Origin of the sequence: Flavobacterium nackdongense, from assembly GCF_004355225.1 — a bacterium.
Classification (GTDB): domain Bacteria; phylum Bacteroidota; class Bacteroidia; order Flavobacteriales; family Flavobacteriaceae; genus Flavobacterium; species Flavobacterium nackdongense.
In genome coordinates this window covers 3,696,760-3,708,552 of record NZ_CP037933.1, presented here as the reverse complement: position 1 = coordinate 3,708,552, position 11,793 = coordinate 3,696,760, and the positions used below count along the sequence as shown (strand labels likewise).

The 11,793-nt window shown below is 36.9% G+C and carries 13 protein-coding genes; 8 read left to right on the top strand and 5 right to left on the bottom strand.

The genetic code is table 11. From position 1 onward, the window contains the following. The first annotated feature begins 29 nt into the window (after positions 1-29). Entirely contained in the window at positions 30-614 is a 585-nt protein-coding gene (locus E1750_RS16015; protein ID WP_133277738.1) for an RNA polymerase sigma factor, read from the top strand. A gap of 209 nt (positions 615-823) precedes the next feature. On the opposite strand, the gene E1750_RS16010 is transcribed toward E1750_RS16015, so the two are convergent. Then, the gene (locus E1750_RS16010; protein WP_133277737.1) at positions 824-1,483 is read right to left on the bottom strand and encodes an endonuclease III domain-containing protein; all 660 of its coding nucleotides are present in this window, start codon (positions 1,481-1,483) and stop codon (positions 824-826) included. A gap of 92 nt (positions 1,484-1,575) precedes the next feature. Between E1750_RS16010 and bcp the strand changes: the two genes are divergently transcribed. Beyond that, positions 1,576-2,028, top strand: coding sequence for a thioredoxin-dependent thiol peroxidase (bcp, locus tag E1750_RS16005; RefSeq protein WP_133277736.1), 453 nt, complete (start codon positions 1,576-1,578; stop codon positions 2,026-2,028). Between the two features lie 76 nt (positions 2,029-2,104). Here bcp and E1750_RS16000 read toward each other — a convergent pair whose 3' ends face one another. Further along, positions 2,105-3,571: a TonB-dependent receptor gene (locus E1750_RS16000; RefSeq protein ID WP_133277735.1), complete on the bottom strand. Its 1,467-nt coding sequence runs from the start codon at positions 3,569-3,571 to the stop codon at positions 2,105-2,107. A gap of 96 nt (positions 3,572-3,667) precedes the next feature. Between E1750_RS16000 and E1750_RS15995 the strand changes: the two genes are divergently transcribed. Then, positions 3,668-4,435, top strand: a complete 768-nt coding sequence (locus tag E1750_RS15995; RefSeq protein ID WP_133277734.1) for an MBL fold metallo-hydrolase — start codon at positions 3,668-3,670, stop codon at positions 4,433-4,435. Positions 4,436-4,443: 8 nt separating this feature from the next. Next, complete coding sequence (locus E1750_RS15990; protein WP_133277733.1) at positions 4,444-4,944, top strand: hypothetical protein; 501 nt, start codon at positions 4,444-4,446, stop codon at positions 4,942-4,944. 107 nt (positions 4,945-5,051) lie between these two features. Here E1750_RS15990 and E1750_RS15985 read toward each other — a convergent pair whose 3' ends face one another. Next, complete coding sequence (locus E1750_RS15985; protein ID WP_133277732.1) at positions 5,052-6,314, bottom strand: aminotransferase class I/II-fold pyridoxal phosphate-dependent enzyme; 1,263 nt, start codon at positions 6,312-6,314, stop codon at positions 5,052-5,054. Between the two features lie 47 nt (positions 6,315-6,361). Beyond that, positions 6,362-6,526 (bottom strand): hypothetical protein, encoded by a 165-nt coding sequence (locus E1750_RS17800; protein WP_165698066.1) that lies wholly within the window; start codon positions 6,524-6,526, stop codon positions 6,362-6,364. Between the two features lie 82 nt (positions 6,527-6,608). Between E1750_RS17800 and E1750_RS15980 the strand changes: the two genes are divergently transcribed. The 4 genes from E1750_RS15980 to E1750_RS15965 all read left to right on the top strand — a co-directional run bounded on the left by E1750_RS15980 (position 6,609) and on the right by E1750_RS15965 (position 11,327). After that, complete coding sequence (locus E1750_RS15980) at positions 6,609-7,436, top strand: NYN domain-containing protein (RefSeq protein WP_133277731.1); 828 nt, start codon at positions 6,609-6,611, stop codon at positions 7,434-7,436. A 432-nt stretch (positions 7,437-7,868) separates the two neighbouring features. Continuing rightward, a complete protein-coding gene (locus E1750_RS15975) occupies positions 7,869-8,441 on the top strand; it encodes a non-canonical purine NTP diphosphatase (RefSeq protein ID WP_133277730.1) in 573 nt (190 codons plus the stop codon). Between the two features lie 100 nt (positions 8,442-8,541). Then, entirely contained in the window at positions 8,542-10,473 is a 1,932-nt protein-coding gene (locus tag E1750_RS15970) for a DEAD/DEAH box helicase (protein ID WP_133277729.1), read from the top strand. An 86-nt stretch (positions 10,474-10,559) separates the two neighbouring features. Beyond that, complete coding sequence (locus tag E1750_RS15965) at positions 10,560-11,327, top strand: carboxypeptidase-like regulatory domain-containing protein (RefSeq protein ID WP_133277728.1); 768 nt, start codon at positions 10,560-10,562, stop codon at positions 11,325-11,327. 16 nt (positions 11,328-11,343) lie between these two features. On the opposite strand, the gene E1750_RS15960 is transcribed toward E1750_RS15965, so the two are convergent. Further along, entirely contained in the window at positions 11,344-11,730 is a 387-nt protein-coding gene (locus E1750_RS15960) for a hypothetical protein (protein WP_133277727.1), read from the bottom strand. Positions 11,731-11,793 lie beyond the last annotated feature (63 nt).

The following is an 11,793-nucleotide window of genomic DNA, read 5'->3' as shown; positions in this document are numbered from 1 at the left end:
TTTTCATTTAAAAACTAAAAGGTATTACTATGGCTAATCTACAAATCCCTGATTCTTTATTGGTTCACAATTATGTTGCAGGCGACGAAAACGCTCTAACAATATTGATCAATAGACATCAATCCAAAATTTTCGGTTTTATATATTCAAAAATCTCGGACAGAGATATTTCGAATGATATATTTCAAGATACTTTTATTAAAGTAATTAAAACTTTAAAATCCAATTCCTACAACGAGGAAGGTAAGTTTTTACCTTGGGTGATGCGAATTGCACACAATCTTATTATTGATCATTTTCGAAAAAACAAAAAAATGCCTATGTTTAGAGAAACCGAAGAATTCTCTATTTTTTCGATTATGACCGATGATTCGCTAAGTGTTGAAGGCAAAATCATTCAAGAACAAGTAGAAATGGACCTCCGAAAACTCATCGAAGAGCTTCCTGCCGATCAAAAAGAAGTGTTAATCATGCGAATGTATCAGGATTTGAGTTTTAAGGAAATCTCAGATTTGACAGGCGTTAGCATCAATACGGCACTGGGTCGTATGCGGTATGCCTTGATGAATATGCGGAAAGTTATCGAAAAACATCAAATTATTTTAACGAATTGATACTATAAAATAAATTTTTGCGTTAGACTAGTATAAAAAAACTACTATATGGCAAAAATTTACTCAAAAAAAACATTAGTTACTAATTCAATGAAACCCAAAAAAGAGACTATTTCTTTTTTATTAAATTACTCAAAAGCGCTAAGCATACTAAATGTAAATAATAAAAGTTTCGAAATTATAGCTAATTAAGAAAATGTCCCGATAACTTATCGGGACATTTTTTTATAATACTCTGCTAAAACTGATTTTTTTCCAACTGTTTTAGTGATGATATCTTTGTCCATATCCCAACCTCGTGCGGGAGAGTATTCTCGACCATACCAAATTATTTGAAGGTGTAAATCGTTCCAGATTTCTTTGGGAAAAAGTCTTTTAGCATCTTTTTCAGTCTGCACCACGTTTTTACCATTCGATAAATTCCACCGATACATCAATCGGTGAATGTGCGTATCCACCGGAAAAGCTGGAACTCCAAAGGCTTGCGACATCACCACACTAGCGGTTTTATGGCCCACAGCCGGCAACTCTTCCAGCAATTCGAAACTTTGAGGCACTTTTCCATCGTGTTTTTCAATCAAAATTTGTGATAAACCGTGAATTCCTTTCGATTTCATAGGTGACAAACCGCAGGGGCGAATGATTTCCTTGATTTGTTCCACCGACATTTTAACCATATCATAGGGATTGTCAGCCCTAGCAAAAAGCAGTGGCGTAATCTGATTTACTCGAACATCCGTGCACTGCGCCGAGAGCAAAACTGCAATCAGCAACGTATAAGGATCTTTGTGGTTCAAAGGGATTGGAATCTCAGGATAAATCTCTTTTAACGTATTTATAACAAACGTTACACGCTCTTGTTTGGTCATTTTTCAGTAAATTTGAATCGTAAAGAAAGTCAATTTGAATTGCAATTGCAATAACCAAAATCAATTTTAAACTTCTAACCTCTAACTTAAAAATGACAACATTACAAAAAGGAGATCAAGCACCCCATTTTTCAGGAATTGACCAAGATGGAAACTCACACAAATTATCCGATTACAAAGGAAAAAAACTAGTCGTTTTCTTTTACCCAAAAGCCAATACACCAGGCTGTACCGCTGAAGCTTGCGATTTGAGAGACAATTTCGAACGTTTTCAGGCACACAATTATGCTCTTTTGGGTGTTAGCGCGGATGCCGCCAAAGCCCAAGCCAAATTCAAAGAAAAGTACGATTTCCCCTTTCCTCTATTGGCAGACGAAGATAAATCTGTAATTCAGGCGTTCGGAGTTTGGGGCCCCAAAAAATTTATGGGAAAAGAGTACGACGGCATTCACCGAACCACTTTTGTGATTGACGAAAACGGGATCATCGAAGAAGTAATTTCAGAAGTAAAAACCAAAGCACACGCCGCTCAGATTTTGAAATAGAAAATATATTAGAAACAAAAAAGCCAAGTAAATCATTATTTCTTGGCTTTTTTTATTGGGTTATATTTGGTGCATTTTAATTATTTTTTTCTAGAAGCACATTGGGGTTGTATCCGAAGAGTTTCTTTTTCTTAATGATTTTAGCCACACCTACGGGCAGCATTGTTTCCCAACCGGGCTTACATTCACCAATCATTTTCAGGACTTCACGCGAAAATACCGATAAGTTTTTAGGATTATAATTCTCAATATCCACTACTTTTCCGTTGAATTTAAAGAATTTATACAATTCTTTCATTCGAGGATGAACTTTCAATGTTTCAGAATCCATCATTTCGCCATCTTCGCCAATCATAGGGTATAAATACACTTTCATGTCACGGTAGAATAATTTTCCGAAAGCTTCGAGGATTCCACCGCTCAAATGACGGTAGTATTTTTCATCAAAAATATCAATCAAATTATTAACACCCATAGCCAATCCCATCCGTGCTTTGGTGTATTTTGCAAAATATTCTACTACTTTATAATATTCTTGAAAATTAGAAATCATTACGGTCTGCCCCAAGGAACAGAGCAATTCAGCCCGATCCATAAAGTCTTTTTCATCAATTTCTCCATCCGAACGCAGGTTCGACAGTGTGATTTCAAATATGACTAAGGTATTGTCAGGATCTACTTTATGTTCGTTTTTGAACATTTTTAATGATTCCTCATACATATCCATATTTACCTTGGTCACTGGACGGAAACTTCCTCTGATGGCTAGGATATTTTTTTTGTATAAAATCGCTGCTGGCAAAATGTTTTTGGCTTCTGGATCAAAAATTACGGCATCAGTCATTCCATTTTTTACCAATTGCAAACTCATTAATCGGTTGTCTACATTGGCAAATCGTGGCCCAGAAAAGTTGATGGTATCGATTTCTAATTGGTCTTTATCAAGATGATCATACAAATAACGCAACAAATGTTTAGGGTTATTGTATTTATAAAATGCACCATAAATAAGATTCACACCAAGTATTCCGAGGGTTTCTTGTTGCAATCGAACATCGGTTTCCTTGAATCGAATGTGCAGAATAATTTCGTTGTATTCTTCCTCCGGCTCCAATTGATATTTGATGCCTACCCAACCATGTCCTTTGAATTGTTTTGCGAAATCAATGGTAGCGACAGTATTGGCAAAACTGAAAAATATTTTATTGGGATGTTTTTTTCGGCTCAACCTTTTTTCAATCAAACCGGCCTCGTGCGAAAGGATTTTTTTCAGACGACTTTCGGTTACATAACGCCCGTCATCTTCGACCCCATAAATGGCATCACTAAAATCTTTGTCATAAGCCGACATCGCTTTCGCTATGGTTCCCGATGAACCTCCAGCTCTAAAAAAATGCCTTACGGTTTCTTGACCAGCTCCAATTTCAGAAAAAGTACCGTAGATATTTTCATTCAAATTGATTCGAAGGGCTTTATCTTTTATAGAAGGAATTTGTTCGATGACCCTGTCACCTTTTAACTTAATTTCGGTGTCTCTTTTCATAAAGAAATCGCTGTTTTGGTGCAAAGTTAGTAAATAATGTTACAAATTATAGAGATTTATTGCTATTTTTGTATAATAATTAACAACTGTTTTTGGATGAATGTTTATTTTTTAGGAACTGGCACATCACAAGGAATTCCTGTGATAGGAAGTATGCATTCAGTTTGTCAAAGTACTGATTTCAAAGACAAAAGACTTCGGGTAGCTGTTTGGATTCATTGGGAACAGTATTCGTTTGTTATAGATTGTGGGCCCGATTTTAGACAACAAATGCTTCGATCAAATTGTCAAAAAGTAGATGGCATCCTTTTTACTCACGAACATTCAGACCACACCGCAGGATTAGACGACATTCGTCCCTTTTTTTTTAAGCAGGGTGACATACCCATTTATGGTCATCAGCGCGTGATCGAAAATCTCAAAAAACGATTCGATTACATCTTTGAAACTGAAAATAAATATCCCGGAGCACCCTCGGTAAAACCCATTGAAGTAATTAATAATCAACCATTTGCGATAGGAAACAAAATGGCGGTTCCCATCAATGTGATGCACGGCAAACTGCAAGTTTTTGGATATCGATTAGGTGATTTTGCTTATCTGACCGATGTGAAAACAATCGACCAAGCTGAAATCGCAAAATTAAAAAATCTAAAAGTACTTGTTATAAATGCTTTGCGCGAAGAACCACACCATTCTCATTTTAACTTACAAGAGGCCTTGGATTTTATTGCATTAGTACAACCCGAAAAAGCCTATCTTACTCACATTAGCCATATTCTAGGTTTTCACGAGGAGGTACAACAAAAACTGCCAAAAAACGTTTATTTGGCTTACGATAACTTAGAAATTTCTATCAAATAAATATTAAAATGAAAAAATCCTTATTGCTTTACCTTTTTATAATTATTGTACTCTTGAACGTTTTTACCTATATGTATTTCAGCAAAGAACTGTCTTTTGAAAAAGATAAAAGTGCAAAAATGGAAGCCAAGTATAAAAAAGAGATAGCGCTTGCCAATGCTAAACTGGTTGATGCCAATTATTTTTCTTTAGAAAAAAACGAAAATGCACAAAATTATTTCAACCCCGAGAATGCCACTAAAACGATTCAAGTCGAAAAACTGATTCCTTTTGTAACCGAAAAATTGATGGATTTGAATGCCAATCCAAAGGGAAATCCTTTTGTGGGACAAGATCAAATTGGGGCCAATAAGTTCATCATCAATAAAGTAAAAGTCCTGAATCACCGCTGGATTATTGCCGATTTCAGTGATGGGGAATACTGGGGTGAGGTTTTGATAAAGTATTTTGTCAATGAGGATGAAACAGTTTCTTTCGAAACATTTGAATCTTTGTTGTACCAGAAATAATATTTAGATTTCAGATTACTTATAAAAAAAACGAAAACTCCTTGAAATATCAAGACGTTTCCGTTTTTTTATATAGATGTTTAACATTCTTAATCTGAAATCTGCAATTAAGCGTCCAAATCAACCGTAGTTCTGCTCGCGATTTCTTTGTAAGTACCGTTTACTAATTTCTCACGAATAGCCTCAAAAGCGCTAAGTGTTTCAGCGATATCTTCTAGAGTATGGGAGGCTGTAGGAATCACACGCAATAAAATCATTCCTTTTGGGATAACCGGATAGATTACAATCGACAAGAAAATACCGTAGTTTTCTCGCAAGTCATTCACCATTACCATCGCTTCTGGCACACTTCCTTCTAAATAAACTGGTGTTACACAAGTATTGGTATCGCCAATATTAAATCCTTTGCTTCGTAAACCATTTTGCAAGGCGTTTACATTTTCCCAAAGTTTATCTTTCAATGCTGGATTATCACGCAACAATTGCAAACGTTTCAACGAACCAATCGTTTGAATCATCGGCAAAGCTTTGGCAAACATCTGAGAACGCAAATTGTATTTCAAATAATCGATAATGTCTTTATCTGCCGCTAAAAAAGCACCAATATTGGCCATCGATTTAGCAAAAGTCGAAAAGTAAACATCAATTCCATCCTGGCAACCTTGCTCCTCGCCTGCTCCAGCACCTGTTTTACCAAGTGTACCAAAACCGTGTGCATCATCAACCAAAAGACGGAAATTGTATTTCTTTTTCATTTCCACAATTTCTTTCAACTTTCCTTGTTGACCGCGCATTCCAAAAACACCTTCGGTAATAAAAAGGATTCCTCCTCCTTGTTCTGTAGCCAATTTGGTAGCACGTTGCAAGTTTTTCTCCATACTTTCGATGTCGTTGTGCTTGTACGTAAAACGCTTTCCGCTGTGCAAACGAACACCGTCAATAATACAAGCGTGCGCATCTACATCGTACACAATCACATCATTTCTTGTGACCAAAGCGTCAATTGCTGACATAATTCCTTGGTATCCGAAATTCAACAAATAAGCCGATTCTTTCATTACAAAAGCAGCCAATTCCTGCTCTAATTGCTCGTGATATTTAGTATGACCGCTCATCATTCTAGCCCCCATTGGAGCAGCAGCACCAAAAGCAGCAGCGGCATCAGCATCAGCTTTACGCACTTCTGGATGATTGGCAAGACCCAAATAGTCATTCAAACTCCAATTCAAAACCTCTTTTCCTTGAAACTGCATTCTGGGCCCTAATTCTCCTTCTAATTTAGGAAACACAAAATATCCTTCTGCTTGTGAAGCCCATTTTCCTAGTGGGCCTTTATTATTTTGAATTCTTTCGAATAAATCTTTTACCATAATATAGTAGATTATTGTATTTTTTTTGAAGTTGCAAAATTAAATATTTAATCCGTCTTATCATAATCTTTTTTTGAAGCAATTTCCAGCTGTTCATTACAATCTTTTTTCATAAAATCTTTTTTTCCAAGGCCTTGCAGGAACTTCCTTCGGTCGTTCTGCAAGGCCGGGAAAAAAATAGCTTTTCTCAAAAAAAGGATTTCCATTTCCATCTGGGCTAGGCAGTCGATTTCATAATAATCTTTGTATATTTGACAAACCATCAACCCATAACAACAAACAATAAACCCTTATATGTCACAAGAAAAAGAACTAAAACTCGCCGTCCTTATTGATGCCGACAATGTCCCGTACAGCAATGTAAAAGGAATGATGGAAGAAATTGCCAAATACGGAACACCAACAACAAAACGTATCTATGCGGACTGGACCAAACCTAATGCCAACGGTTGGAAATCGGTTTTATTGGAACACGCTATAACTCCTATCCAACAATACAGTTACACTGTTGGGAAAAACTCTTCGGATTCTGCATTGATTATCGATGCGATGGATTTATTGTATTCTGACAAATTAGATGGTTTTTGCATTGTTTCTAGCGACAGCGATTTCACTCGGTTGGCCATTCGATTGCGGGAATCAGGAATGAAAGTGATTGGCATTGGCGAAAAGAAAACACCAAGTGCGTTTATTGCGGCTTGCGATCGATTCGTGTTCATAGAAGTATTGGACGGAGCGATCAAAAAGACTAGAGCTATCGCAAGCAGTCGAAATAAACCCCCGAAACAAGCGGCTGCTCCTGCTCCGAGTTCTAAAAAACCAGCAGAGCCGGCCAATAACGAAACGGCTCAACCAAAAGAAACCGCGAACAAAATCGACAATCAAACTATAGAACTCATCGAAGATACCTTAGACGCTATTGGTGATGAAGACGGTTGGGCGTTCCTGGGCGATGTTGGCAATCTCATTGTAAAGAAAAAACCAGAATTCGACCCGAGGAATTATGGTTTTTCAAAACTAACTCCAATGCTGAAATCACTTACCGATATTCTCGAAATAGACGAAAGAGAATCGGACAAAAAAGGTATCAAACACGTTTTTGTAAGGTTGCGTTATAGTTAATTTCACTCCTAGCATAAAAAAAGGAGAGCCTTTAACAGCTCTCCTAATTGTAGGTTTTGATTTATCATTATCTGACTTATAGGTTCCCATAGCCGACTCTTGAGATACTTTTTCTAATTAATTAAAATTTATGATATTATATTCTCAATTAATTAATCAAAACCACATTCAAATATAATAATTTATTTCTCGTAAAACTATAGAAATCATAACTTTAACTATATATTAACTTAGTTCAATAAAGATGTAAAAATGTATGTATTAATTCCTTAAAAACAACCAATTAATCACCACAAAAACAAGTCAGAAGCTGTTTTAAAACAAAACCAAAAAAGTTTTGCCAATCGGCAATTTACATCAATTTGAACATCTAAAAATCAGTGCAATCTGAGGCAAAAAAAACACTATTTTTATCCCATCAAAAAGCATCCAATGAAACTCGTTTTTGCCACCAATAATAAAAATAAAATCCTTGAAGTCCAACAGCTACTTCCTGCCTCAATTGAAATCATAAGCCTCGAAAGTATTGGTTGCTTTGAAGAAATACCTGAAACGGCAGCTACCATCGAAGAAAATGCCATTATGAAAGCCAATTATGTTACCCGCAACTACGGCTACGACTGCTTTGCCGATGATACCGGACTTGAAGTAGCAGTATTAAACGGAGCTCCAGGAGTTTATTCAGCTCGCTATGCAGGCGAACATCGCAATTCCGATGATAATATGAATAAATTACTGCAAGCCTTGCAAGAGGCAACCAATAGAAAAGCCCAATTCAAAACCGTAATTGCCTTAAACCTCAACGGCAAACAACATCTTTTTACAGGAATCGCTAGCGGCGAAATCACTTTAGAAAAATCAGGAAATCAAGGTTTTGGCTATGATCCCATTTTCAAACCAGAGGGTTTCGATGCTACTTTTGCGCAACTTTCGCTCGCTGAAAAAGGCGCTATCAGCCATCGTGGCAAGGCAACAGCGCAATTGATCGCCTTCTTGAAAAACTAACTGATTGATTGTCAAATATTAATAAAAAGCCAAATCTGAAAAACCCATTAGATATTCTCGTTTATTCAACGTACCTTTGCGCCAAATTTTAAAAACATATATGAATAAATTTGAACAATTAGGATTGAGTGAATCGCTACAGCGTGCGATTATCGATCTAGGATTTGAGAATCCGACCGAAGTACAGGAGAAAGCGATTCCCCTATTATTGGAACAAGACACAGATTTAGTTGCGTTGGCTCAGACAGGGACAGGGAAAACGGCAGCTTTTGGTTTTCCAGTCATTCAAAAAATTGATGCCAACAACAGAAATACACAGGCGTTAATTTTATCACCTACCCGCGAACTATGTTTGCAAATTACAAACGAACTTAAAAACTACTCAAAATACGAAAAAGGTATCAATGTAGTGGCTGTTTACGGTGGTGCGAGTATTACAGAACAGGCGAGAGACATCAAAAGAGGTGCGCAAATTATTGTGGCTACTCCAGGTAGAATGCAGGACATGATTAACAGAGGATTGGTAAACATTACTCAAATTAATTATTGCATCCTTGACGAAGCAGACGAAATGTTGAACATGGGATTTTACGAAGATATCGTAAACATCCTTTCGACAACGCCGGACGAAAAAAGCACTTGGTTATTCTCGGCTACTATGCCACAAGAAGTAGCCCGAATTGCAAAACAATTTATGCAAAACCCATTAGAAATCACCGTTGGAACTAAGAACTCAGGTTCTGCAACTGTTTCACACGAATTCTATTTGGTTAACGCACGTGATCGTTACGAAGCATTAAAAAGATTGGCCGATGCTAATCCAGACATTTTCTCGGTAGTTTTTTGTAGAACCAAACGCGATACGCAAGCGGTTGCCGAAAAATTAATTGAAGATGGGTACAGCGCTGCCGCTTTGCACGGAGATTTATCTCAGGCACAACGTGACGGTGTAATGAAATCTTTCCGTGGTCGCCAAATCCAAATGCTTGTAGCTACGGATGTTGCTGCTCGTGGAATTGACGTTGATAACATTACTCACGTAGTAAACTATCAGTTACCTGACGAAATCGAAACCTACAATCACCGTTCAGGACGTACAGGTCGTGCCGGAAAATTGGGAACTTCGATTGTTATTGTTACCAAAAGTGAAATCCGCAAGATCTCAGCTATCGAACGAATCATCAAACAGAAATTCGAAGAAAAAACAATTCCATCTGGAATCGAAATCTGCGAAATACAATTGTTGCACTTAGCAACCAAAATTAAAGATACTGAGGTAGATCATGAAATTGACAACTATCTTCCAGCTATCAACAATGTACTGGAAGGTTTATCGAAAGAAGAATTGATTAAGAAAATGGTATCTGTAGAATTTAACCGTTTTATTAATTACTACAAGAAAACTAGAGATATTTCTTCTCAATCTGCAGGTTCTGACAGAAGAGAACGCGATGATAGAGACGGTGGTTCAAGAGAAAACAACAATGGTGGTGCTACAAGATACTTTGTAAACATTGGTTCCAGAGACAATTTCGATTGGATGTCTTTGAAAGATTACTTGAAAGAAACATTAGACTTAGGTCGCGATGATGTGTTCAAAGTAGATGTAAAAGAAGGTTTCTCTTTCTTCAACACCGATCCAGAGCACACCGATAAAGTAATGGAAATATTGAACAACGTACAATTAGAAGGACGTCGTATCAATGTTGAAATTTCTAAAAACGATGGTGGCGGAAGACGTGATCACAACGGAAGAAATTCTGGTGGTTTTGGCGGTGGAAGAAGCTCTGCTCCGAGAAGAGAAGGGAATTTTGCTCCAAGACGCGAAGGCGGATTCAGAAGCGATCGTGGCTCAGCTCCAAGAGAAGGCGGTTTTGGTGGAAGAAGCGAATCTAGAAGCGCTTCGGCTCCTAGAACTAGCGGATTCTCAGACCGATCTCCAAGACGTGATGGCGGTTCATCAGAAAGACCGGTAAGACGTTCTGAAAATTTTGGTGACGCTCCTAGAGAAAGAAGACCAAGAAGAAGTTAACATCTTTTGTTAATTTTCTTATAATTATATTTAAACTACAAAATATTTAATCCCGTTTTACTACTTTTAAAGTTTTAAATCTGTTTATGAAATATTTTGTAGTTTTTCTTTTTTTAATACTTTCCTCAGCAACTTTTTCGCAAGTTATTGAACCCGCACAAACCGTAACTGGGACCGTAATCAATGAAATTACAAAATTTCCTTTACCTAATGTAAATATCATTAATATCAACAAAGTTAGAGGGACTACTACAGATGAAAAAGGTAATTTTGAGTTAGCAGTTTCAGTAAACGACACCCTGCACATCACATTAATCGGTTTTCAATCCTTGAGAATTAGAGTAACCAATGACTGGTTAAAAAATAAAACCACCAAAATCCAGCTTACCGAAAAAGCCTATGCACTAGAAGAAGTAGTTGTGGGACGCTATAATTTAACTGGCTATATCGAGGTTGATTCGAAGTTGATTCCTGTAAAAGAAAATTACCGCTACAGTATTTCAGGTTTGACGGAAGGCTACGAAGCAGGCGAATATTCGCCTAATGCTTTCGGAAAAGTAATGGGATCTATTTTCAATCCGGCGGATGCATTGTATAACTTTTTTGGAAAAAAGCCAACCGAACTCAAAAGGTTGAAAGAAATGAAGAAAGACGATACGGTCCGAAATCTATTAGAAACCAAATACGACCGCGAAACCATTGCCGTACTTTTGGGAGTTGACAAAAAGGAAATTGCCGAAATTCTCGAACGCTGTAATTATTCCGAATCTTTTGTAAAAACTGCCAACGACCTTCAAATTCTAGACGCCATAAGCGGATGTTATGAAGAATATAAGATTTTGAAAAAGAAGTAAAATGGATTAAAAACTATTAATCTATCTGTATTCCAATATCTTCTAATACATCGAAAAGATAGGTACTATGGCTTGGGTCGTAGTTTTCAACACCGCTAATATACCATTTCGCTATGACAGACAATTGAAAAGGTGTGTAATCATCTGTTTCTTCAATACTAAGCCCTAGCAAACCAGCAAGAAGAAAATCTTCTAAAATTTTAATGGTCACAATTCTTGTTGGAATTCCTTTCGAAATCTGACCATTCATTTCCTCGTAATCCATCCTTCCTGAATTGAAACCAGAAATATAACCCAAACTGGATTTTTCATTATCCATTTGCACCTTAGGATTTTGACCATTGGCATAACCTTCAAGATAGTCTTGACGATACGATGAACCAAAAATATTTTTAATTGCCATGTAATGATGAAGTTAGAATTTCAGTACAAACGTAGAAACAATACCTTAGATAAAATATTAAAA

Bases quoted from the DNA above. Each gene is read 5' to 3' on its own strand.
- E1750_RS16015 (WP_133277738.1), top strand. From the start codon at position 30: ATGGCTAATCTACAAATCCCTGATTCTTTATTGGTTCACAATTATGTT.
- E1750_RS16010 (WP_133277737.1), bottom strand. From the start codon at position 1,483: ATGACCAAACAAGAGCGTGTAACGTTTGTTATAAATACGTTAAAAGAG.
- bcp (WP_133277736.1), top strand. From the start codon at position 1,576: ATGACAACATTACAAAAAGGAGATCAAGCACCCCATTTTTCAGGAATT.
- E1750_RS16000 (WP_133277735.1), bottom strand. From the start codon at position 3,571: ATGAAAAGAGACACCGAAATTAAGTTAAAAGGTGACAGGGTCATCGAA.
- E1750_RS15995 (WP_133277734.1), top strand. From the start codon at position 3,668: ATGAATGTTTATTTTTTAGGAACTGGCACATCACAAGGAATTCCTGTG.
- E1750_RS15990 (WP_133277733.1), top strand. From the start codon at position 4,444: ATGAAAAAATCCTTATTGCTTTACCTTTTTATAATTATTGTACTCTTG.
- E1750_RS15985 (WP_133277732.1), bottom strand. From the start codon at position 6,314: ATGGTAAAAGATTTATTCGAAAGAATTCAAAATAATAAAGGCCCACTA.
- E1750_RS17800 (WP_165698066.1), bottom strand. From the start codon at position 6,526: ATGGAAATGGAAATCCTTTTTTTGAGAAAAGCTATTTTTTTCCCGGCC.
- E1750_RS15980 (WP_133277731.1), top strand. From the start codon at position 6,609: ATGTCACAAGAAAAAGAACTAAAACTCGCCGTCCTTATTGATGCCGAC.
- E1750_RS15975 (WP_133277730.1), top strand. From the start codon at position 7,869: ATGAAACTCGTTTTTGCCACCAATAATAAAAATAAAATCCTTGAAGTC.
- E1750_RS15970 (WP_133277729.1), top strand. From the start codon at position 8,542: ATGAATAAATTTGAACAATTAGGATTGAGTGAATCGCTACAGCGTGCG.
- E1750_RS15965 (WP_133277728.1), top strand. From the start codon at position 10,560: ATGAAATATTTTGTAGTTTTTCTTTTTTTAATACTTTCCTCAGCAACT.
- E1750_RS15960 (WP_133277727.1), bottom strand. From the start codon at position 11,730: ATGGCAATTAAAAATATTTTTGGTTCATCGTATCGTCAAGACTATCTT.